Annotated in this window: 21 protein-coding genes and 1 tRNA gene; 19 read left to right on the top strand and 3 right to left on the bottom strand. The window is 40.8% G+C overall.

All coding sequences use genetic code 11. From position 1 onward, the window contains the following. The 4 genes from D8837_RS07750 to ffh form a co-directional block, all read left to right on the top strand. On the top strand, positions 1–999 hold a 999-nt coding region (locus tag D8837_RS07750; protein WP_142998998.1), incomplete at its 5' end, for an AI-2E family transporter. A 205-nt stretch (positions 1,000–1,204) separates the two neighbouring features. Then, positions 1,205–2,401, top strand: a complete 1,197-nt coding sequence (tuf, locus tag D8837_RS07745; RefSeq protein WP_001040726.1) for an elongation factor Tu — start codon at positions 1,205–1,207, stop codon at positions 2,399–2,401. A 145-nt stretch (positions 2,402–2,546) separates the two neighbouring features. Then, a complete protein-coding gene (locus D8837_RS07740) occupies positions 2,547–2,879 on the top strand; it encodes a putative DNA-binding protein (protein WP_000402066.1) in 333 nt (110 codons plus the stop codon). An 11-nt stretch (positions 2,880–2,890) separates the two neighbouring features. After that, entirely contained in the window at positions 2,891–4,462 is a 1,572-nt protein-coding gene (gene ffh, locus D8837_RS07735) for a signal recognition particle protein (protein WP_125456696.1), read from the top strand. A gap of 181 nt (positions 4,463–4,643) precedes the next feature. Here ffh and D8837_RS07730 read toward each other — a convergent pair. Next, a tRNA-Ser gene (locus tag D8837_RS07730) sits at positions 4,644–4,731 on the bottom strand. Between the two features lie 161 nt (positions 4,732–4,892). Here D8837_RS07730 and D8837_RS07725 point away from each other — a divergent pair. The 4 genes from D8837_RS07725 to D8837_RS07710 all read left to right on the top strand — a co-directional run bounded on the left by D8837_RS07725 (position 4,893) and on the right by D8837_RS07710 (position 10,882). Next, the gene (locus D8837_RS07725) at positions 4,893–5,633 is read left to right on the top strand and encodes a DeoR/GlpR family DNA-binding transcription regulator (protein ID WP_125386025.1); all 741 of its coding nucleotides are present in this window, start codon (positions 4,893–4,895) and stop codon (positions 5,631–5,633) included. Beyond that, a complete protein-coding gene (pfkB, locus tag D8837_RS07720) occupies positions 5,630–6,541 on the top strand; it encodes a 1-phosphofructokinase (protein ID WP_125456695.1) in 912 nt (303 codons plus the stop codon). Before D8837_RS07725 ends, pfkB begins: the two co-directional genes overlap by 4 nt. Beyond that, positions 6,538–8,490, top strand: coding sequence for a fructose-specific PTS transporter subunit EIIC (locus tag D8837_RS07715; protein WP_125456694.1), 1,953 nt, complete (start codon positions 6,538–6,540; stop codon positions 8,488–8,490). The genes pfkB and D8837_RS07715 overlap by 4 nt, the downstream gene beginning before the upstream one ends. A gap of 88 nt (positions 8,491–8,578) precedes the next feature. Beyond that, complete coding sequence (locus D8837_RS07710) at positions 8,579–10,882, top strand: DNA translocase FtsK (RefSeq protein WP_125456693.1); 2,304 nt, start codon at positions 8,579–8,581, stop codon at positions 10,880–10,882. 152 nt (positions 10,883–11,034) lie between these two features. Here the strand turns inward: D8837_RS07710 and D8837_RS07700 are convergent, their stop codons facing one another. Beyond that, positions 11,035–11,448, bottom strand: coding sequence for a DUF6556 family protein (locus D8837_RS07700; protein ID WP_125456692.1), 414 nt, complete (start codon positions 11,446–11,448; stop codon positions 11,035–11,037). Between the two features lie 138 nt (positions 11,449–11,586). On the opposite strand from D8837_RS07700, the gene D8837_RS07695 reads away from it, so the two are divergent. From D8837_RS07695 to D8837_RS07655, 9 genes are all read left to right on the top strand, one after another. After that, positions 11,587–12,729 carry a cysteine desulfurase family protein gene (locus D8837_RS07695; protein ID WP_125456691.1) on the top strand — a complete coding sequence of 381 codons (1,143 nt, stop codon included), beginning with the start codon at positions 11,587–11,589 and terminating at the stop codon, positions 12,727–12,729. 8 nt (positions 12,730–12,737) lie between these two features. Next, a complete protein-coding gene (gene thiI, locus D8837_RS07690; RefSeq protein WP_125456690.1) occupies positions 12,738–13,952 on the top strand; it encodes a tRNA uracil 4-sulfurtransferase ThiI in 1,215 nt (404 codons plus the stop codon). A 136-nt stretch (positions 13,953–14,088) separates the two neighbouring features. Continuing rightward, positions 14,089–14,913, top strand: a complete 825-nt coding sequence (locus tag D8837_RS07685) for an alpha/beta hydrolase (protein WP_125456689.1) — start codon at positions 14,089–14,091, stop codon at positions 14,911–14,913. A 20-nt stretch (positions 14,914–14,933) separates the two neighbouring features. Further along, positions 14,934–15,674, top strand: coding sequence for an esterase family protein (locus D8837_RS07680; protein WP_125456688.1), 741 nt, complete (start codon positions 14,934–14,936; stop codon positions 15,672–15,674). A gap of 12 nt (positions 15,675–15,686) precedes the next feature. Then, positions 15,687–16,853, top strand: coding sequence for an ATP-grasp domain-containing protein (locus D8837_RS07675; RefSeq protein WP_125456687.1), 1,167 nt, complete (start codon positions 15,687–15,689; stop codon positions 16,851–16,853). Positions 16,854–17,011: 158 nt separating this feature from the next. Next, a complete protein-coding gene (gene gla / locus D8837_RS07670) occupies positions 17,012–17,881 on the top strand; it encodes an aquaglyceroporin Gla (protein ID WP_049491488.1) in 870 nt (289 codons plus the stop codon). A gap of 123 nt (positions 17,882–18,004) precedes the next feature. Next, a complete protein-coding gene (locus D8837_RS07665; protein WP_125456686.1) occupies positions 18,005–18,730 on the top strand; it encodes a CppA N-terminal domain-containing protein in 726 nt (241 codons plus the stop codon). After that, on the top strand, positions 18,727–19,662 hold the full coding sequence (locus D8837_RS07660; protein ID WP_125456685.1) for a serine hydrolase domain-containing protein: 936 nt from the start codon (positions 18,727–18,729) through the stop codon (positions 19,660–19,662). The genes D8837_RS07665 and D8837_RS07660 overlap by 4 nt, the downstream gene beginning before the upstream one ends. A gap of 8 nt (positions 19,663–19,670) precedes the next feature. Next, positions 19,671–20,567, top strand: a complete 897-nt coding sequence (locus D8837_RS07655; protein WP_125456684.1) for a DMT family transporter — start codon at positions 19,671–19,673, stop codon at positions 20,565–20,567. 42 nt (positions 20,568–20,609) lie between these two features. Here D8837_RS07655 and D8837_RS07650 read toward each other — a convergent pair whose 3' ends face one another. Continuing rightward, the gene (locus D8837_RS07650; RefSeq protein ID WP_000936183.1) at positions 20,610–21,308 is read right to left on the bottom strand and encodes a GntR family transcriptional regulator; all 699 of its coding nucleotides are present in this window, start codon (positions 21,306–21,308) and stop codon (positions 20,610–20,612) included. Positions 21,309–21,449: 141 nt separating this feature from the next. Between D8837_RS07650 and guaA the strand changes: the two genes are divergently transcribed. Both guaA and D8837_RS07640 read left to right on the top strand, forming a co-directional pair. Then, on the top strand, positions 21,450–23,012 hold the full coding sequence (gene guaA, locus D8837_RS07645; RefSeq protein WP_125456683.1) for a glutamine-hydrolyzing GMP synthase: 1,563 nt from the start codon (positions 21,450–21,452) through the stop codon (positions 23,010–23,012). An 89-nt stretch (positions 23,013–23,101) separates the two neighbouring features. After that, the coding region (locus tag D8837_RS07640) for a hypothetical protein (RefSeq protein WP_142998997.1) at positions 23,102–23,787 on the top strand (686 nt) is incomplete at its 3' end.

Below are 23,787 nucleotides of genomic sequence, written 5' to 3'. Positions count from 1 at the left end.
GCAAATACTATAATGATTCCCTTTTTATTAGGTGGTTTTTTATATTATTTGACCAATCCTATAGTCAATTTTTTACAAAAATATTTCAAAATCAATCGTATCATTGGTATTTTATTAATCTTGTGTGCTTTGGTCTGGGGGCTTGTGATTGGGGTAGTCTATCTCTTACCGATTTTGATTAATCAGTTGACTAGTTTGATTGCTACTAGCCAGACTATTTACAGTCGTTTGCAAGATTTGATTGTGGATCTATCTACCTATCCAGCATTTCAAAGTTTGGATATTCAAGCAACTATTCAACAGTTAAATCTCTCCTATGTGGATATTCTGCAAAATATATTGAATAGCGTTACGAATAGTGTCGGTAGTGTTTTATCAGCTCTTTTTAGTACCGTTCTTATTATAATCATGACTCCTGTATTTTTAATTTATTTTCTGCTAGATGGTAACAAATTTTTACCGATGCTTGAACGAACTGTTTTAAAGAGAGATAAGTTGCATATTGCTGGTCTGTTAAAGAATTTGAATGCGACAATTGCTCGATATATTAGTGGAGTCGCAATTGATGCGATTATTATTGGTTGTTTGGCCTTTATCGGATATAGCGTTATCGGTTTAAAATATGCTTTGGTCTTTGCCATCTTTTCAGGATTAGCCAATCTCATTCCGTATGTGGGGCCAAGTATTGGTTTGATTCCAATGATTATCGCCAATGTCTTTACTGATCCTCATCGAATGCTAATTGCAGTTGTTTATATGCTAATCATCCAACAAGTGGATGGAAACATCCTTTACCCTCGTATCGTTGGTGGCGTGATGAAGGTTCACCCAATTACGATTTTGGTATTACTTTTGTTATCAAGTAATATCTATGGTGTCATCGGTATGATTGTCGCTGTACCAACCTATTCTATCTTGAAAGAAATTTCTAAGTTCTTATCACGTTTGTATGAAAATCATAAAATAATGAAAGAACGAGAAAGAGAATTAGCTAAGTAAAAGTCAGGAATTCCTGACTTTTCTTTTTGTTTAGCTAAGTGATAGGAGCAGAAGTGTCGTTTAGATTAGTAGATTAAGAATAATTCACAAAAACTTTGTAAAACACTTGCAATTTAGCTGAAATTTGATAAAATAGTAAGGAAAGTTAGACTGTATTGCCTACTGTCTATCTATAAAATATATTTTATTGGAGGCTTTTACTCAAATGGCAAAAGAAAAATACGATCGTAGTAAACCACACGTTAACATTGGTACTATCGGACACGTTGACCACGGTAAAACTACCCTAACTGCAGCTATCACAACTGTTTTGGCACGTCGCTTGCCTTCATCAGTTAACCAACCTAAAGACTATGCGTCTATCGATGCTGCTCCAGAAGAACGCGAACGCGGTATCACTATCAACACTGCGCACGTTGAGTACGAAACTGAAAAACGTCACTATGCTCACATCGACGCTCCAGGACACGCGGACTACGTTAAAAACATGATCACTGGTGCCGCTCAAATGGACGGAGCTATCCTTGTAGTAGCTTCAACTGACGGACCAATGCCACAAACTCGTGAGCACATCCTTCTTTCACGTCAGGTTGGTGTTAAACACCTTATCGTCTTCATGAACAAAGTTGACTTGGTTGATGATGAAGAATTGCTTGAATTGGTTGAAATGGAAATCCGTGACCTATTGTCAGAATACGACTTCCCAGGTGACGATCTTCCAGTTATCCAAGGTTCAGCTCTTAAAGCCCTTGAAGGTGACACTAAATACGAAGACATCGTTATGGAATTGATGAACACAGTTGATGAGTACATCCCAGAACCAGAACGTGACACTGACAAACCATTGCTTCTTCCAGTCGAAGACGTATTCTCAATCACTGGACGTGGTACAGTTGCTTCAGGACGTATCGACCGTGGTATCGTTAAAGTCAACGACGAAATCGAAATCGTTGGTATCAAAGAAGAAACTCAAAAAGCAGTTGTTACTGGTGTTGAAATGTTCCGTAAACAACTTGACGAAGGTCTTGCCGGAGATAACGTAGGTGTCCTTCTTCGTGGTGTTCAACGTGACGAAATCGAACGTGGACAAGTTATCGCTAAACCAGGTTCAATCAACCCACACACTAAATTCAAAGGTGAAGTTTACATCCTTACTAAAGAAGAAGGTGGACGTCACACTCCATTCTTCAACAACTACCGTCCACAATTCTACTTCCGTACTACTGACGTTACAGGTTCAATCGAACTTCCAGCAGGTACTGAAATGGTAATGCCTGGTGATAACGTGACTATCGACGTTGAGTTGATCCACCCAATCGCCGTAGAACAAGGTACTACATTCTCTATCCGTGAGGGTGGACGTACTGTTGGTTCAGGTATGGTTACAGAAATCGAAGCTTAATTCGATTTAGTTCCCAGAAGAACAATTATTTAAGTCAGACATTAANAGAATCTTGCTATGCAAGGTTCTTTTTTGCCTTTACTTTACTCTATTTGAAGTGGTTCTACTCTAGCGGTATAATCGTTTTTTTGGTATAATAAAAGTTATGGAAATTGAAAAAACCAATCGTATGAATGCGCTCTTTGAATTTTATGCTGCACTTTTGACGGACAAGCAAATGAACTATATTGAACTTTACTATGCAGATGACTATAGTCTTGCTGAGATAGCTGAGGAGTTCGGGGTTAGTCGACAAGCAGTCTATGATAATATCAAGCGGACAGAAAAGATTCTGGAAGATTATGAGATGAAACTGCACATGTACTCGGATTACATTGTCCGTAGTCAGATTTTTGACCAGATCTTGGAGCGCTATCCCAAGGATGACTTTCTGCAGGAGCAGATAGAAATTTTAACAAGCATTGATAATAGAGAATAAGAGGAATAAAAATGGCATTTGAAAGTTTAACAGAACGTTTGCAGAACGTCTTTAAAAATTTACGTAAAAAAGGAAAAATCTCTGAATCTGATGTCCAAGAGGCAACCAAAGAAATTCGCTTGGCCTTGCTTGAGGCCGATGTTGCCTTGCCTGTTGTAAAGGACTTTATCAAGAAAGTTCGTGAGCGTGCAGTCGGGCATGAGGTCATTGATACTCTTAATCCTGCGCAACAGATTATTAAAATCGTTGATGAGGAACTGACAACCGTTTTAGGTTCTGATACTGCTGAGATTATCAAGTCACCTAAGATTCCTACGATTATCATGATGGTCGGTTTGCAGGGGGCTGGTAAAACAACTTTTGCTGGTAAATTGGCCGACAAACTCAAGAAAGAAGAAAATGCTCGCCCTTTGATGATTGCGGCGGATATTTACCGTCCTGCGGCTATTGACCAGTTGAAGACGCTTGGACAGCAGATTGATGTTCCTGTATTTGCACTTGGAACAGAAGTACCAGCTGTTGAGATTGTTCGTCAAGGTTTGGAGCAAGCTCAAGCCAATCATAATGACTATGTCTTGATTGATACGGCAGGTCGTTTGCAGATTGATGAGCTTTTGATGAATGAGCTTCGCGATGTGAAAACACTAGCTCAACCAAATGAAATTTTGCTCGTCGTTGATGCTATGATTGGTCAAGAAGCGGCCAATGTTGCGCGTGAGTTTAATGCTCAGCTGGAAGTGACGGGGGTCATCCTTACCAAGATTGATGGTGATACTCGTGGTGGTGCGGCTCTATCTGTTCGTCACATTACTGGAAAACCAATCAAGTTCACTGGTACAGGTGAAAAGATTACGGATATTGAAACCTTCCACCCAGATCGCATGTCTAGCCGTATTCTTGGTATGGGGGATATGCTCACTTTAATTGAGAAAGCTTCTCAGGAATACGATGAACAAAAAGCCCTTGAAATGGCTGAAAAGATGCGTGAAAACACCTTTGATTTCAATGATTTCATTGATCAGTTGGATCAGGTGCAAAACATGGGGCCAATGGAAGACTTGCTCAAGATGATTCCAGGTATGGCTAACAATCCAGCTCTTCAAAACATGAAGGTGGATGAGCGTCAGATTGCTCGCAAACGTGCCATCGTATCTTCCATGACACCTGAAGAGCGTGAAAATCCAGATTTGTTAAATCCAAGCCGCCGTCGTCGTATTGCTACTGGTTCTGGTAATAGTTTTGTCGAAGTCAATAAATTTATCAAAGACTTTAATCAGGCTAAACAGCTCATGCAAGGTGTCATGTCTGGTGATATGAACAAGATGATGAAACAAATGGGAATCAATCCGAATAACCTTCCTAAAAATATGCCAAATATGGGAGGTATGGATATGTCTGCCCTTGAAGGAATGATGGGACAAGGTGGTATGCCTGACTTATCATCTCTCGGAGGAGCAGGAATTCCAGATATGAGTCAAATGTTTGGAGGAGGGCTTAAAGGTAAAATCGGTGAATTTGCCATGAAACAGTCCATGAAACGCATGGCTAACAAGATGAAAAAAGCCAAGAAGAAACGTAAATAAATATTAAAAGTAAGGGTGATCTGAAGTTAAATTTTAGTTGTAAAAACTAAGGTTTGGCTTTGGGTCATTTCTTTTTTAGTTAGCAATTCTCGTTTAACAAGGTATTCTATATGTGTTTGTAAAATAAGTGTATTTAGAAAGGTATAAAAAAACTGCACCATGATGCAGTTTTAATCATTTACGGAAGACATGGGATTCGAACCCACGTACGCTGTTACACGCCTACCGCGTTTCCAACACGGCCTCTTAAGCCTCTTGAGTAATCTTCCAATACTTACTTAAATAGTCTATCATAAAGCCTCTTATCTTGCAATAAAAATTCTAGAAATAAGAAAAATGATAGATTTTGAAAGAAAATGATAAAAAACGCTTGACTTTGAAAGAAAGTGTGATAGAATGAATAGTGTAAACGATAACAGGAGGTGATTCAGTGTTAAAAACAGAGCGGAAACAACTGATTTTAGAGGAGTTAAATCAACATCATGTAGTTTCTCTAGAGAAATTAGTTAGTTTGTTAGAAACGTCAGAATCAACGGTTCGAAGAGACTTGGATGAGTTGGAAGCGGAAAACAAGCTTCGTCGCGTGCATGGTGGAGCAGAATTGCCCCATTCCTTGCAGGAAGAAGAAACCATTCAAGAAAAATCTGTCAAAAACCTTCAAGAGAAGAAGTTGCTGGCTCAGAAAGCAGCCTCTCTCATCAAGGAACAAGATGTCATCTTTATCGATGCTGGAACAACAACTGCTTTTTTGATTCATGAATTGGTCAATAAGAATGTTACAGTCGTGACCAACTCGATTCACCATGCTGCACAGTTGGTTGAAAAGCAGATTCCAACTGTCATGGTTGGAGGAAGTGTCAAGATGGCAACAGATGCTAGCATCGGGGGCGTTGCTCTTAATCAGATTAACCAATTGCACTTTGACCGTGCTTTTATCGGGATGAATGGTGTGGACGATGGTTATTATACGACTCCTGATATGGAGGAGGGAGCTGTGAAGCGTGCTATTTTGGAAAACGCCAAACAGACCTATGTCTTGGTGGATTCGTCTAAAATTGGACAAACTTGCTTTGCCAAGGTAGCACCACTCAAACGAGCTATTGTTATCACAAGTCAAGGGCATGAGCTCTTGCAGATTATTAAGGAGAAAACGGAGGTAATAGAAGTATGATTTATACAGTCACACTCAATCCATCCATTGACTATATCGTTCGTTTGGACCAAGTCCAAGTCGGTAGTGTCAATCGAATGGGTAGTGATGATAAGTTTGCTGGTGGGAAAGGAATCAATGTCAGTCGTGTCTTGAAGCGCTTAGATATTCCAAATACAGCGACGGGATTTATCGGTGGCTTTACTGGTAAATTTATCACAGATACTTTAGCAGAGGAAGAAATCGAGACACGTTTTGTCCAAGTGGCAGAAGATACTCGTATCAATGTTAAAATCAAAGCAGACCAAGAGACAGAAATCAACGGAACGGGTCCAAATGTCGAACCACCCCAGTTAGAAGAATTGAAAGCTATATTGTCTAGTTTGACTGCAGAAGACACGGTTGTCTTTGCTGGTTCAAGTGCTAAAAATCTAGGCAATGTTATCTATAAGGATTTGATTGCCTTGACGCGTCAGACGGGTGCACAAGTGGTTTGTGACTTTGAAGGACAGACCTTGATTGATAGTTTGGACTACCAGCCACTTTTGGTCAAACCAAACAATCACGAACTTGGAGCTATCTTTGGAGTGAAACTTGAAAGTTTGGACCAAATCGAGAAATATGCTCGAGAATTGCTGGCTAAAGGTGCTCAAAACGTCATTATCTCGATGGCTGGGGATGGTGCACTTCTTGTCACATCTGAGGGAGCTTACTTCGCTAAACCAATCAAGGGAACAGTGAAAAATTCAGTTGGAGCTGGTGACTCTATGGTCGCTGGATTTACAGGTGAATTTGTCAAATCAAAAGACGCAGTAGAAGCCTTTAAATGGGGAGTGGCTTGTGGAACGGCAACGACCTTCTCAGATGACTTGGCAACAGCGGAATTTATTAAAGAAACATATGAAAAAGTTGAGGTAGAAAAACGATGAAAATTCAAGACCTATTGAGAAAAGATGTCATGTTGCTGGATTTGCAGGCAACTGAAAAAACAGCTGTCATCGACGAGATGATTAAAAGTTTGACAGACCACGGTTATGTAACAGATTTTGAAACATTTAAAGAAGGAATTTTGGCGCGTGAAGCTCTGACTTCTACAGGCTTGGGTGATGGTATCGCTATGCCTCACAGCAAAAACGCTGCTGTCAAAGAAGCGACTGTTCTCTTTGCTAAGTCAAACAAGGGTGTTGACTACGAGAGTTTAGATGGACAAGCAACAGACCTTTTCTTCATGATTGCGGCTCCAGAAGGTGCCAATGACACTCACTTGGCAGCCTTGGCAGAATTGTCTCAATACTTAATGAAAGACGGTTTTGCTGACAAACTTCGTCAAGCAACATCAGCTGACCAAGTCATTGAACTTTTTGACCAAGCTTCAGAAAAAACTGTGGAGGCTGTTCAAGCGCCTGCCAATGAATCTGCCGACTTCATCGTAGCTGTTACAGCTTGTACAACAGGTATTGCCCACACTTACATGGCCCAAGAAGCCCTTCAAAAAGTAGCTGCTGAAATGGGGGTTGGTATCAAGGTCGAAACTAACGGTGCTAGCGGTGTTGGAAACCAACTAACTGCAGAAGATATCCGTAAGGCTAAAGCGGTTATCATCGCAGCAGATAAGGCTGTAGAAATGGATCGTTTCGATGGCAAACCATTGATCAATCGTCCAGTTGCTGACGGTATCCGTAAGACAGAAGAATTGATTAACTTGGCTCTTTCTGGGGATGCGGAAGTCTACCGTGCCGCAAATGGAGCAAAAGCTGCAACAACAAGTAATGAAAAACAAAGCCTTGGTGGTGCCTTCTACAAACACTTGATGAGTGGTGTATCTCAAATGTTGCCATTCGTTATTGGTGGTGGTATCATGATCGCCCTTGCCTTCTTGATTGATGGAGCTTTGGGTGTTCCAAATGAAAATCTTGGAAATCTTGGTTCTTACCATGAGCTAGCTTCTATGTTCATGAAAATTGGTGGTGCAGCCTTTGGCTTGATGCTTCCAGTCTTTGCAGGTTATGTTGCCTACTCTATCGCTGAAAAACCAGGCTTGGTAGCAGGTTTCGTGGCTGGTGCTATTGCCAAAGAAGGTTTTGCCTTTGGTAAAATCCCTTATGCAGCAGGTGGTGAAGCAACTTCAACTCTTGCAGGTGTCTCATCTGGTTTCCTAGGTGCCCTTGTTGGTGGATTTATCGCAGGTGCCTTGGTTCTTGCTATCAAAAAATACGTTAAAGTTCCTCGTTCACTTGAAGGTGCTAAATCAATCCTTCTCTTGCCACTTCTTGGAACAATCTTGACTGGATTTGTCATGCTAGCTGTTAACATCCCGATGGCAGCAATCAACACTGCTATGAATGATTTCCTTGGCGGTCTTGGAGGCGGTTCAGCTGTTCTTCTTGGTATCGTCCTTGGTGGAATGATGGCTGTTGACATGGGTGGACCAGTTAACAAAGCGGCTTATGTCTTTGGTACAGGTACGCTTGCAGCGACTGTTTCTTCAGGTGGTTCTGTAGCCATGGCAGCAGTTATGGCTGGAGGAATGGTTCCACCACTTGCAATCTTTGTCGCAACTCTTCTTTTCAAAGATAAATTTACTAAAGAAGAACGCAACTCTGGTTTGACTAACATCATCATGGGCTTATCATTTATCACTGAGGGAGCGATTCCATTTGGTGCGGCTGACCCAGCTCGTGCTATCCCGAGCTTTATCCTTGGTTCAGCAGTAGCAGGTGGCCTCGTTGGTCTTGCTGGTATCAAACTTATGGCGCCACACGGAGGAATCTTTGTAATCGCCCTTACTTCAAATGCTCTTCTTTACCTTGCCTCTGTCTTAGTAGGAGCAATTGTAAGTGGTGTGGTCTATGGTTACCTACGCAAACCACAAGCATAAAACTTAGATAGAAAATGAAAAGATTGGACCGTTTGGTGCAGTCTTTTTCTCTTTCCGAAATGCCTGTGAAATATGGTATAATAGAAGAATGGCAAACAAGAATACAAGTAAAACAAGACGGAGACCGTCTAAAGCAGAACTCGAAAGAAAAGAAGCGATTCAACGAATGTTGATTTCGTTGGGAATCGCGCTTTTATTGATTTTCGCAGCCTTCAAATTAGGGGCTGCAGGTATCACCCTTTACAATTTAATACGCTTGCTGGTAGGTAGCCTAGCTTATTTGGCAATATTTGGTATCCTGCTCTATCTCTTCTTCTTCAAGTGGATACGAAAACAGGAAGGGCTCCTATCTGGCTTTTTCACCATATTTGCAGGTTTGCTCTTGATTTTTGAGGCCTACTTAGTTTGGAAATATGGTTTGGACAAGTCCGTTCTAAAAGGAACCATGGCTCAGGTTGTGACGGATTTAACTGGTTTTCGAACGACCAGTTTTGCCGGTGGGGGGTTGATTGGTGTTGGGCTCTATATGCCAATTGCCTTTCTCTTCTCAAATATCGGTACTTATTTTATTGGGGCTATTTTGATTTTAACAGGTACCCTCCTAATCAGTACTTGGTCTGTTTATGATATTGCTGAATTTTTCAGTAGAGGATTTGCTAAATGGCGAGAAGGGAATGAGCGTCGAAAAGAGGAACGCTTTGTCAAACAAGAAGAAAAAGCTCGTCAAAAGGCTGAGGAAGAGGCTAGATTAGAAAAAGAAGCGGCTGAGAAAGCCTTACTCGATTTGCCTCCTGTCGATATGGAAACGGGTGAGATTTTGACAGAGGAAGCCATTCAGGATCTTCCACCTATACCTGAAGAAGAGTGGGTGGAATCAGAAATCATCCTGCCTCAAGCTGAACTTGAATTCCCTGAACAGGAAGAAACCTTTGATGATGAAGAGGTTCAGGTCGATTTTTCAGCCAAGGAAGCCCTTGAATACAAACTTCCTAGTTTACAACTTTTTGCCCCAGATAAACCAAAGGACCAGTCTAAAGAAAAGAAAATTGTCCGAGAAAATATCAAAATCCTTGAAGAAACCTTTGCCAGCTTTGGTATCAAGGTAACGGTTGAACGAGCCGAAATTGGGCCATCGGTGACCAAGTATGAAGTCAAACCGGCAGTCGGTGTACGGGTCAACCGTATTTCCAATCTAGCAGATGACCTCGCTCTAGCCTTGGCAGCCAAGGATGTCCGAATCGAGGCACCTATCCCTGGGAAATCCCTAGTCGGAATTGAAGTACCTAACTCCGAGATTGCGACTGTCTCCTTCCGAGAACTATGGGAACAATCTCAAACGAAAGCAGAAAATCTCTTGGAAATTCCTTTAGGGAAGGCAGTTAATGGCACCGCAAGAGCTTTTGACCTTTCAAAAATGCCTCATTTGCTCGTCGCAGGTTCAACGGGTTCAGGGAAGTCAGTAGCTGTTAATGGTATTATTGCTAGCATTCTCATGAAGGCAAGACCAGACCAAGTCAAATTTATGATGGTTGACCCCAAGATGGTTGAGTTATCTGTTTACAATGATATCCCCCATCTCTTAATTCCAGTTGTGACCAATCCACGCAAGGCCAGCAAGGCTCTGCAAAAGGTTGTGGATGAGATGGAAAACCGTTATGAACTCTTTGCCAAGGTGGGAGTTCGTAACATTGCAGGTTTTAATGCCAAGGTAGAAGAGTTCAATTCCCAATCTGAATACAAGCAGGTTCCACTACCACTCATTGTCGTGATTGTGGATGAGTTGGCTGACCTTATGATGGTAGCCAGCAAGGAAGTAGAAGATGCTATTATTCGTCTCGGACAGAAGGCGCGTGCTGCTGGTATCCACATGATTCTTGCAACCCAGCGTCCATCCGTTGATGTCATCTCTGGTCTGATTAAGGCCAATGTCCCATCCCGTGTGGCATTTGCGGTTTCGTCTGGTACAGATTCACGAACCATCTTGGATGAAAATGGAGCAGAAAAACTGCTTGGTCGAGGAGACATGCTCTTTAAACCGATTGATGAAAATCATCCAGTTCGTTTACAAGGATCCTTTATCTCGGATGACGATGTCGAACGTATCGTAAACTTTATCAAGGCTCAGGCAGATGCGGACTACGATGAGAGTTTTGATCCAGGTGAGGTCTCTGAAAATGACGGAGAATTTTCAGATGGTGAATCTGGTGGAGATCCGCTTTTTGAAGAAGCAAAGGCTTTGGTAATAGAAACCCAGAAAGCCAGTGCGTCTATGATTCAACGTCGTTTATCAGTTGGATTTAACCGTGCGACTCGCCTCATGGAAGAACTTGAGATGGCAGGTGTCATCGGTCCAGCTGAAGGTACCAAACCAAGAAAAGTTTTACAACAATAAAAAAATAGCTTCTTTCCAAGTTTGGAAGGAGCTATTTTACTGGCTATTGATTACTTTTATACTCTTCGCAAATCAAATTCAAACCACGTCAGCTTCGCCTTGCCGTACTCAAGTACTGCCTACGGCTAGCTTCCTAGTTTGCTCTTTGATTTTCATTGAGTATTATTTTCCGAATTTGGAATATTGGACTGTTTTTCATTTTCAGTAGCAGGTTTACTTGGAGTAGGAGTAGAAGAATCCTGAGTTGCTGCTTTCTGCTCTTCCTTGACGCTGGATTTCGGCGTTTCAACTTGCTTTGGTTTTTCTTGAGTGGTGTTATTTTCCTTATTGGGAGTAGTATTTTCCTGAGGGGATTCCTTTTGAATTTCTTTGACAATGGTTGTCGTCTGGCTTGTCGTAGGTTCTTTTTTAGTATTTTTGTTATTATCCAAGGCGTTCATAATCGTGATACTGGCAGTAATCAAGCCAAGGATACTACCGATTGTAGCAATGATTTTTTGAAAGACCGTGAAGCCTTTTTTGATGTGTTCTGTTTTTGGTTTTGAAGTTCTACGATAATTAGACATACATTCTCTCCTTTAATTAAAATTTATTATACCGCATTTCTTTAAAAAAATCTTAAAAAAAGAGGAATTGCCCATTCTTGTCGCAGACTCCGTTTCATGATACAATAGAAGGAGTGATTTTAGAAAGCGTGAGAAAACATGATTTACTTTGATAATTCGGNGACGACCAAGCCCTATCCTGAAGCACTTGAAACCTATATGCAGGTTGCTTCAAAAATTTTAGGAAATCCATCTAGTCTCCATCGTTTGGGAGACCAGGCAACACGAATCTTAGATGCTTCGCGCCAACAGATTGCGGATTTAATCGGTAAGAAAAGTGTGGAAATCTTCTTTACTTCTGGTGGAACAGAAGGGGATAACTGGGTCATCAAGGGAGTAGCATTTGAAAAATCCCAGTTTGGTAAGCACATCATCGTATCAGCCATTGAACATCCAGCAGTTAAGGAATCAGCCCTCTGGTTGAAATCTCAAGGTTTTGAGGTGGATTTTGCTCCAGTTGATAACAAAGGATTTGTGGATGTTGAAGCGTTAGCAGATTTGATAAGACCTGATACGACCCTCGTATCTGTCATGGCTGTGAACAATGAAATCGGCTCTGTTCAGCCTATTGAGGCTATTTCAGAACTGTTGGCAGACAAGCCAACTATTTCCTTCCATGTTGATGCGGTTCAGGCGCTTGCCAAGATTCCGACTGAAAAATACCTGACAGAACGAGTGGATTTTGCGACCTTCTCTGGTCACAAGTTCCACGGAGTTCGTGGTGTTGGTTTTGTCTATATCAAGTCTGGAAAGAAGATTACGCCCCTTTTAACAGGTGGTGGCCAAGAGCGTGATTATCGTTCGACAACTGAAAATGTAGCAGGGATTGCAGCGACAGCCAAGGCTCTCCGTTTGTCAATGGAAAAGCTAGATATCTTTACTAGCAAGACTGGGCAGATGAAAGCAGTGATTCGTCAAGCCCTTCTGGACTATCCAGATATTTTTGTCTTCTCTGATGATGAAGATTTTACCCCTCATATCCTAACTTTTGGAATTAAGGGTGTTCGTGGTGAGGTCATTGTTCACGCCTTTGAAGACTATGATATTTTCATCTCAACGACTTCTGCTTGTTCATCCAAGGCTGGGAAACCTGCGGGAACCTTGATTGCCATGGGAGTGGACAAAGATAAGGCTCAGTCAGCTGTGCGTCTTAGCCTAGACCTTGAAAATGATATGAGTCAGGTCGAGCAGTTTTTGACCAAGCTAAAATTAATTTACAACCAAACTAGAAAAGTAAGATAGGAGCATTCATGCAGTATTCAGAAATTATGATTCGCTACGGAGAGTTGTCAACCAAGGGTAAAAATCGTATGCGTTTCATCAATAAACTTCGCAATAATATTTCAGACGTTTTGTCTATCTATCCCCAAGTTAAGGTAACGGCAGATCGTGATCGTGCCCACGCATACCTCAATGGCGCGGATTACACAGCAGTTGCAGAATCGCTTAAGCAAGTCTTTGGAATTCAAAACTTTTCCCCTGTTTATAAGGTTGAAAAATCTGTAGAAGTTCTGAAGTCTGCTGTCCAAGAGATTATGCAGGACATCTACAAGGATGGTATGACCTTTAAAATTTCTAGCAAGCGTAGCGACCACAACTTTGAGTTGGATAGTCGTCAACTCAATCAAACACTTGGAGGAGCTGTTTTCGAAGCCATTCCAAATGTGCAAGCTCAAATGAAAAGTCCTGACATCAATCTTCAGGTGGAAATCCGTGAAGAAGCAGCCTATCTTTCTTATGAAACTATTCGTGGGGCTGGTGGTTTACCAGTTGGAACTTCAGGTAAAGGGATGCTTATGTTGTCAGGAGGGATTGACTCACCTGTAGCAGGTTATCTTGCACTTAAGCGTGGAGTGGATATTGAGGCTGTTCACTTTGCAAGTCCACCATACACGAGTCCTGGTGCTCTTAAAAAAGCCCAAGATTTGACTCGTAAATTGACCAAGTTTGGGGGAAATATCCAGTTTATCGAGGTGCCTTTCACAGAAATTCAAGAGGAAATCAAGGCTAAAGCGCCAGAAGCTTACTTGATGACTCTAACTCGTCGCTTTATGATGAGGATTACCGACCGTATTCGTGAGGTACGAAATGGTTTAGTAATTATCAATGGGGAAAGCCTAGGTCAAGTAGCCAGCCAAACCTTGGAGAGCATGCAGGCTATCAATGCAGTTACCAACACTCCAATTATTCGTCCAGTTGTGACAATGGATAAGTTGGAAATCATTGACATTGCTCAGGAAATTGACACCTTTGAAATTTCTATCCAGCCTTTTGAAGACTGTTGTACCATTTTTGCGCCAGATCGTCCGAAAACAAATCCTAAGATTAAGAATGCGGAGCAGTACGAAGCGCGTATGGATGTTGAAGGATTAGTAGAGCGAGCAGTTGCTGGAATCATGATTACTGAGATTACACCGCAGGCTGAAAAAGATGAAGTGGATGACTTGATTGATAATCTCCTCTAATCAGAAAATCCAGAAGAATTTAGAAAAATAGATGAAAAAGTTAGTTTTTAATTCCAAAAATGGAAGCAAAACTAACTTTTTTTCTATAAATGTGATATAATGAAATAAAATTTTGAATATAGAGAGTTTTCTGACAATGAATCAATCCTACTTTTATTTAAAAATGAAAGAACACAAACTCAAGGTTCCTTATACAGGTAAGGAGCGCCGTGTACGTGTTCTTCTTCCTAAAGATTATGAGAAAGACACGGATCGTTCCTATCCTGTTGTTTACTTTCATGACGGGCAAAATGTTTTTTATAGCAAGGAGTCTTTCATTGGCCATTCATGGAAGATTATCCCAGCTATTAAGCGTAATCCTGATATCAGTCGCATGATTGTCGTTGCTATTGATAATGATGGTATGGGGCGGATGAATGAGTATGCGGCTTGGAAGTTCCAAGAATCTCCTATTCCGGGGCAGCAGTTTGGCGGTAAGGGTGTGGAATATTCTGAGTTTGTCATGGAGGTGGTCAAACCTTTTATCGATGAGACCTACCGTACCAAAGCTGACCGCCAGCATACGGCTATGATTGGCTCCTCACTAGGCGGTAATATTACCCAGTTTATCGGTTTGGAATACCAAGATCAAATTGGATGTCTCGGGGTCTTTTCATCTGCTAACTGGCTCCATCAAGAAGCCTTTAATCGCTATATCGAGCGCCAGAAACTATCGCCTGACCAGCGTATCTTCATCTATGTTGGAACAGAAGAAGCAGATGATACGGACAAGACCCTGATGGCTGGTAATATCAAACAAGCCTACATCGATTCGTCTCTTCGGTATTACCATGATTTGATAGCAGGTGGGGTACACTTAGATAATCTTGTCTTGAAAGTTCAGTCTGGTGCCATCCATAGTGAGATTCCATGGTCGGAGAATTTACCAGACTGTCTGAGATTTTTTGCAGAAAAATGGTAAAGTAAGAAAGGAGAAAGCCCATGCATATTGAACATCTTAGCCACTGGAGTGGCAATCTTAACCGTGAAATGTACCTTAATCGTTATGGACATGCTGGGATTCCAGTTGTGGTTTTTGCTTCATCAGGTGGTAGTCACAACGAATACTATGATTTTGGCATGATTGATGCCTGTGCTTCTTTTATCGAGGAAGGCCGTGTCCAGTTCTTTACCCTGTCCAGTGTAGATAGTGAGAGCTGGTTGGCCACTTGGAAAAATGGGCACGACCAAGCAGAGATGCACCGTGCCTACGAACGCTACGTGATTGAGGAGGCTATTCCTTTTATCAAGCATAAGACAGGTTGGTTTGATGGTATGATGACGACAGGTTGCTCGATGGGCGCCTACCATGCAGTCAACTTTTTTCTCCAACATCCAGATGTTTTTACCAAAGTAATTGCTCTTAGTGGTGTTTACGATGTACGTTTCTTTGTCGGCGATTACTACAATGACGATGCTATTTACCAAAACTCGCCAGTAGATTATATCTGGAACCAAAACGACGGCTGGTTTATTGACCGTTATCGTCAGGCGGAGATTGTGCTGTGTACGGGTCTTGGTGCCTGGGAACAAGACGGTCTACCATCTTTCTACAAGCTCAAAGAAGCCTTTGACCAGAAACAAATTCCAGCCTGGTTTGCTGAATGGGGACACGATGTCGCCCACGACTGGGAATGGTGGCGCAAACAAATGCCTTATTTCCTTGGAAATCTCTATTTATAAAAGGAGTTACCTATGAATTACCTTGTTATTTCTCCCTACTATCCGCAAAACTTTCAACAGTTTACCATTGAACTAGCTAATAAAGGCATCACAGTCTTGGGAATTGGTCAAGAACCATACGAGCAATTGGATGCACCTTTACGCAATAGCCTGACTGAGTATTTCCGTGTTGATAATCTTGAGAACATAGACGAAGTCAAACGTGCAGTTGCTTTTCTCTTTTATAAACATGGCCCAATTGACCGCATCGAGTCTCACAATGAATATTGGCTTGAGCTAGACGCAGCACTCAGAGAACAATTCAATGTCTTTGGTGCCAAACCAGAGGATCTCAAAAAGACGAAATTTAAGTCTGAAATGAAGAAGCTTTTCAAAAAAGCAGGTGTCCCTGTGGTCCCTGGAGCTGTTATCAATACGGAAGCAGATGTGGATAAAGCAGTGAAAGAAATCGGTCTACCAATGATTGCCAAACCTGATAACGGAGTGGGAGCGGCAGCGACCTTTAAGCTTGAAACAGAAGACGATATCAATCACTTCAAGCAAGAATGGGACCATTCGACCGTTTATTTCTTTGAAAAATTTGTCACTTCCAGCGAAATTTGCACCTTTGATGGTCTAGTGGATAAGGATGGAAAGATTGTCTTCTCAACGACCTTTGACTACGCCTATACACCGCTGGATCTCATGATTTACAAGATGGACAATTCCTACTATGTTCTTAAGGACATGGATCCCAAATTACGTAAATATGGTGAGGCAATTGTCAAAGAATTTGGTATGAAAGAACGGTTCTTCCATATCGAGTTCTTCCGTGAAGGGGATGATTATATTGCCATCGAGTACAATAACCGCCCTGCAGGTGGTTTCACTATCGATGTTTATAACTTTGCTCATTCCTTGGACCTCTATCGTGGATATGCTGCTATTGTAGCAGGAGAAGAATTCCCAGTGTCAGAATTTGAACCTCAATATTGTTTAGCTACATCCCGTCGTGCAAATGTTCACTATGTCTATTCTGAGGAGGACTTGCTTGCCAAATATACTCAGCAGTTTAAGGTTAAAAAAATCATGCCAGCGGCTTTTGCGGAACTTCAAGGGGATTACCTTTATATGCTGACAACCCCGAGTCGACAAGAAATGGAGCAGATGATTGCTGATTTCGGACAACGTCAAGAATAAGAACTCTCGGATTAAGGAAATTCACTCCCTTAATCCTTTTGTTTTATATAAGAAATAAAACCGCTTTCTTATATAATCTTTCGGAAAAGTAGTTGCTAAAAGATATAAAAATTGATAGAATAAGGATTGTCTAAAAAATTTTAAGGAGAATCTATCAAATGGATTTCACATGGGCAATTAAATATGCCACTGAATTTTTGGGAACTGCTATTTTGATCATTCTTGGAAATGGTGCAGTTGCCAACGTTGAACTTAAAGGTACGAAAGGTCACCAAAGTGGCTGGATCGTTATCGCTGTTGGTTATGGTATGGGGGTTATGATCCCAGCATTAATGTTTGGTAACGTATCTGGAAACCACATCAACCCAGCCTTCACTCTTGGACTTGCAATCAGCGGTCTTTTCCCTTGGGCACAAGTAGCGCCTTATATCATTGCACAAGTTTTGGGTGCTATCTTTGGTCAAGCCTTGGTTGTGGCAACACACCGCCCATACTACTTGAAAACTGAAAATCCAAACAACATTTTGGGTACTTTCTCAACAATTTCAAGTTTGGATAATGGTACAAAAGAATCACATTTTGCAGCAACTGTTAATGGTTTTGTAAATGAGTTTGTTGGATCATTTGTTCTTTTCTTTGCAGCCCTTGGAATGACTAAAAACTTCTTTGGTTCTGAAGTGCTTCAATACATGAAACAAATGGCTAGTCAAGCAGGTCAAAATGTTGATTTTTCTGATTTAGCAATCAAAGCCCAAGTAGCACCACATACTGCTTCAGGACTTTCAGTAGCTCACTTGGCACTTGGATTCCTTGTTATGGCTTTGGTAACATCACTTGGTGGACCTACAGGACCTGCCTTAAACCCAGCCCGTGACTTGGGGCCACGTCTCCTTCATGCTTTCCTTCCAAAATCAGTTCTTGGTGAGCACAAAGGTGATTCAAAATGGTGGTATTCTTGGGTACCAGTAGTAGCACCGATCGCAGCAGCAATTGCGGCAGTAGCTATTTTCAAATTCCTTTACCTATAAGAAATTGAAACCGAGGAAATCCTCGGTTTTTTAGATGAAATTTTACGAAAAAAAGGTAAATCTGAGCATAATTTCTTGTAAAAAATTCTAAAATCCTTTAAAATAAAAGAGTTGGAGGAGTTTATGAATGTAAATCAGATTGTACGGATTATTCCTACTTTAAAAGTTAATAATAGAAAATTAAATGAAACATTTTATATAGAAACCCTTGGCATGAAGGCCTTATTAGAAGAGTCAGCCTTTCTGTCACTAGGTGATCAAACAGGTTTAGAAAAGCTGGTTTTAGAAGAAGCTCCAAGTATGCGCACTCGTAAGGTAGAGGGAAGAAAAAAACTAGCTAGATTGATTGTCAAGGTAGAAAATCCCTTAGAAATTGAAGGAATCTTATCTAAAACAGATTCGATTCATCGATTATATAAAGGTCAAAATGGCTACGCTTTTGAGATTTTTTCACCCGAAGATGATTTGATTTTGATTCATGCGGAAGATGATAGAGAAAGTCTAGTAGAAGTAGAAGAAAAACTTGAATTTCAAACAGATTTGGAGTCAATTTCTTTGAGTAAATTTGAGATTTCTATGGAATTACATCTCCCAACTGATGTCGAAAGTTTCTTGGAAGTATCTGAAATTGGGGCATCACTTGATTTTATCCCAGCTCAGGGGCAAGATTTGACTGTGGACAATACGATTACTTGGGACTTATCTATGCTCAAGTTCTTGGTCAATGGACTAGATATAGAAAGTCTTCGTAAGAAGTTTGAGTCTACTGAATATTTTATTCCTAAGTCTGAAAAATTCTTCCTTGGTAAAGATAGAAATAATGTTGAATTGTGGTTTGAAGAAGTATGAAGTGGACCAAGATTATTAAAAAAATAGAAGAACAAATCGAGGCAGGGATTTATCCCGGAGCCTCTTTTGCGTATTTTAAGGACAATCAATGGACGGAGTTCTATTTAGGACAGAGTGATCCAGAGCATGGCTTGGATACTGAGCCAGGACTGGTTTATGACTTAGCCAGTGTCAGTAAGGTTGTTGGGGTTGGTACGGTTTTTACTTTCTTGTGGGAAAAAGGCAAATTAGATATTGACAGACCGGTAACAGATTTTTTACCTGAGAGTGATTATCCAGATATCACTATTCGTCAACTCTTGACCCATGCTACAGACCTTGATCCGTTTATTCCCAATCGTGATCTTTTAACAGATTCAGAATTAAAGGAAGCGATGTTTCATCTCAAGAGACGAAGTCAGCCAGCCTTTCTTTATTCTGATGTCCATTTTTTGCTGTTGGGCTTTATTTTAGAAAGAATCTTTGATCAGGACTTGGATATGATTTTACAAGAACAAGTTTGTAATCCTTGGAGAATGACGGAAACCCAATTTGGCCCTGTTGAGCTTGCTGTTCCAACAATTAGAGGTGTAGAGGCAGGCATGGTACATGATCCAAAGGCTCGCCTCCTGGGCAGACATGCTGGTAGTGCTGGTTTGTTTTCGACTGTAAAGGATTTACAAATCTTTTTAGAACACTATTTAGCAGATGATTTTGCAAGAGATTTGAGACAAAATTTTTCTCCTTTCGATGACAAGGAACGTTCTTTGGCATGGAATTTGGAAGGAGATTGGCTAGACCATACGGGCTATACAGGTACCTTTATCATGTGGAATCGTCAGAACCAAGAAGCGGCTATTTTTCTATCGAATCGTACCTATGAAAAGGATGAGAGGGCTCAATGGATTTTAGACCGCAATCAAGTGATGGACTTGATTCGTAAAGAAGAGTAAGGAGAGACATGTCAAACAGTTTAAAAGGGACTTTATTAACAGTTGTGGCTGGAATTGCTTGGGGCTTGTCAGGAACGAGTGGCCAATACCTGATGACACACGGAATTTCGGCTCTGGTCTTGACCAACTTACGACTTTTGATTGCTGGTGGAATTCTCATGCTCTTGGCTTATGCTACTGCAAAGGATAAAATGCTGGCCTTTTTAAAGGATAGAAAGAGTTTGCTGTCTCTTCTTATTTTTGCTCTAATTGGCCTCTTCCTCAATCAATTTGCCTATCTAACTGCTATTCAGGAAACCAATGCAGGAACCGCGACGGTGCTTCAGTATGTTTGTCCTGTCGGAATTTTAATTTATAGCTGTATCAAGGATAAGGTGGCGCCAACACTGGGAGAGATTGTTTCAATCATATTAGCCATAGGAGGGACCTTTCTGATTGCAACTCATGGGCAGTTGGACCAGTTATCTATGACACCTTCTGGTCTGTTCTGGGGTCTATTTTCTGCTCTGACTTACGCACTTTATATCATTTTGCCCATAGCCTTGATTAAGAAGTGGGGGAGCAACTTGGTCATTGGTGTGGGAATGGTCATAGCTGGTTTGGTCGCCCTTCCTTTTACAGGGGTTCTACAGACTGCTATCCCAACTAGTCTTGATTTTCTCCTTGCTTTTGCGGGTATTATTCTTATCGGGACTGTCTTTGCCTATACAGCTTTCCTTAAAGGAGCCAGTTTGATAGGGCCGGTCAAGTCAAGTTTGTTGGCTTCAATTGAGCCAATATCAGCGGTTTTCTTTGCTTTCCTAATTATGAATGAAAAATTTTATCCCATTGATTTTCTTGGAATGGCAATGATATTAATTGCAGTAACTCTGATTTCTTTGAAAGATTTATTGTTAGAGAAATAAAAAAGACTCTTTGTCCGTGACAGAGAGTTTTTGCATAGTGATCTAATTATTTTCAAGATAAAATTCAAAGCGTTCGCCTACATACTGACTTTTTACGTATTCAAAAGCAGTACCATCTTCTAGGTAGGAAACCTGGGTCAAACCAAGAATAGCATGTCCTTTTTCAACTTCTAAATAGTGGGCGATTTTTTCCTTAGCAAGGCGAGCATAAATAGTCTGTTGTGATTTGCCGATACGATAGCCATGTTTTTGCAGGGTTTGGAAGAAATGACTGGTGATTTCTTCTTTTTTAAAGTCCTTAATGAATTTTTCAGGAATAGAAGCAACTTCATAAACTAGAGGAACTTGGTCGGCATAGCGGACTCGTTCCATTCGGATAATATTCTCCGTTGGAGAAATTCCTAGCTTGGCAACTTCCTGCTCATTGGGAATAGTTTTTCTGTAGGAAATGAGTTGGCTAGAGGGTACTTTACCTTGGGACTTAACAATTTCAGTAAAACTGGTTGTCCCTCTCATCTTTTCTTGTACACGTGTACTGGATACAAAGGTGCCACTTCCTACACGGCGCTCTAAAACTCCTTCTTCGACCAAGAGGGAAATAGCTTGGCGGAGGGTCATGCGACTGACCGCAAACTGCTCTGCTAAGTCTCGTTCACTGGGAAGTCTCTCACCAATGGCCCAACGATGTTCGTCAATATCCTTTTTAATCTGATCATGGATTTTCATATAAGCGGGTAGCATATTTTTCACTTCATTTCTATCTTTTCTCTATTGTACCCCAATAAACTAGAAAAAGTCAAACTTCGCCTTGTTTAGTTGGTAATTCGCCCTTATTTGTGATAGAATATTGAAAAAAGATATTTCTTTTGAGAAAGGAAAAAGATGAGCAACATTTCAACTGATTTGCAAGATGTAGAAAAAATCATCGTATTGGACTATGGTAGCCAATACAACCAGCTGATTTCACGCCGTATCCGTGAGATTGGCGTTTTTTCAGAACTAAAGAGCCATAAAATTTCAGCTGCTGAAGTTCGTGAAATCAATCCTGTAGGAATTATCCTATCAGGTGGTCCAAACTCTGTATACGAAGATGGTTCATTCGATATTGACCCAGAAATCTTCGAACTTGGAATTCCTATTTTGGGAATCTGTTATGGTATGCAGTTATTGACCCATAAACTTGGAGGAAAAGTTGTCCCTGCAGGTGATGCTGGAAATCGTGAATACGGTCAATCAACTCTTACTCACACACCATCAGCTCTTTTTGAATCAACACCAGACGAGCAGACTGTTTTGATGAGCCATGGTGATGCTGTAACAGAGATTCCTGCTGATTTCGTTCGTACTGGAACTTCAGCTGACTGCCCTTATGCAGCCATTGAAAACCCAGATAAACACATTTACGGTATCCAATTCCACCCAGAAGTTCGTCATTCTGTATACGGAAATGATATCCTTCGCAACTTCGCCCTTAACATTTGTAAGGCTAAAGGCGACTGGTCAATGGATAACTTCATTGATATGCAGATCCAAAAAATTCGTGAAACCGTCGGTGATAAACGTGTCCTTCTTGGTCTATCAGGTGGTGTTGACTCTTCAGTTGTTGGAGTTCTTCTCCAAAAGGCTATTGGCGATCAATTGATCTGTATCTTCGTAGACCACGGTCTTCTTCGTAAAGGAGAAGCGGACCAAGTTATGGACATGCTTGGTGGTAAGTTTGGTTTGAATATCGTCAAAGCAGACGCTGCTAAACGTTTCCTTGATAAACTTGCTGGCGTTTCTGACCCTGAACAAAAACGTAAAATCATCGGTAATGAGTTTGTATATGTTTTTGATGACGAAGCAAGTAAGCTCAAAGATGTGAAATTCCTTGCTCAAGGTACGCTTTACACAGACGTGATCGAGTCTGGTACGGATACAGCTCAAACTATCAAGTCACACCACAACGTGGGTGGCCTTCCAGAAGACATGCAGTTTGAATTGATTGAACCACTCAACACACTCTATAAAGACGAAGTTCGTGCCCTTGGTACAGAGCTTGGTATGCCAGACCATATCGTATGGCGCCAACCATTCCCAGGACCAGGACTTGCTATCCGTGTCATGGGTGAAATCACTGAAGAAAAACTTGAAACAGTTCGCGAATCAGACGCTATTCTTCGTGAGGAAATTGCTAAAGCAGGTCTTGGCCGCGATATCTGGCAATACTTCACAGTGAACACAGGCGTTCGTTCAGTTGGTGTTATGGGTGACGGTCGTACGTATGACTACACGATTGCAATCCGTGCTATCACTTCTATCGATGGTATGACAGCTGACTTTGCAAAGATTCCATGGGAAGTACTTCAAAAGATTTCTGTACGTATCGTAAACGAAGTGGACCACGTTAACCGTATCGTCTACGACATTACAAGTAAACCACCTGCAACCGTTGAGTGGGAATAACAAATGTTACAATAAAAAGGCTTTGAAATCAGTATTTCAGAGCCTTTAAAAAGATAATTACAAACAATTTGCAAACAAAGAGGTATTATATGGATTTTAAAAAATATGAAACTTTTCTATGTGAGGAATTAACAAGAATAGTATTAGAAATTATTAATGATAATAAACAATTAGAAATCTCAGCACGAGCAAGAGCTGGTGCGGAAATTAGTGACTTTTTAGAAGGTAAGTTTAAAGAAAAAGTAAATGATGAAAAAGTATCTAGATTTATTCATGATGCTGAGCAATCACCTCAAGGAAAAACAAAAAATCCATGGGATGCTCGTTGTAAGTTTAACTACATGAATCGAGAAGAGGAGATTTGGATTGATTTTAAAGCAATAAAAATATCTTCGGTAGATAGTAATCCAGATATAGGGACTCCTTCAAAAATTATATCGTTTATTAAAAATGGTAATTTTTATTTAGTTTATATTATTGTTTACTACGTTGGAATTCAATCAGGACTACAATTTGAGGAGTATAACGAAAAATTTGTTAAAACGTACTTACTTAAAGATGTAAACCATAGTTTTAGGTTAAATCCTAAACCACAATTACAAGTTAATATTTCTGCTGAACCCGAATACAGAACTAGGGAAGAATTTATTAAACTATTGATTCAAAAAATGCAAGAATCGTATATAAGGCAAGAAACTAGTATCACCAAAAAGAAAGAAAAATTAGTTTCGTTGTTGCCAGAATTAATAAAATGTAATGAAGAATCAGAAGAAAG

The organism is Streptococcus mitis, from assembly GCF_003942965.1.
Taxonomy (GTDB): domain Bacteria; phylum Bacillota; class Bacilli; order Lactobacillales; family Streptococcaceae; genus Streptococcus; species Streptococcus mitis_BH.
The sequence above is the reverse complement of the archived record's forward strand: the minus strand, read 5'-3'. Positions and strand labels throughout refer to the sequence as shown.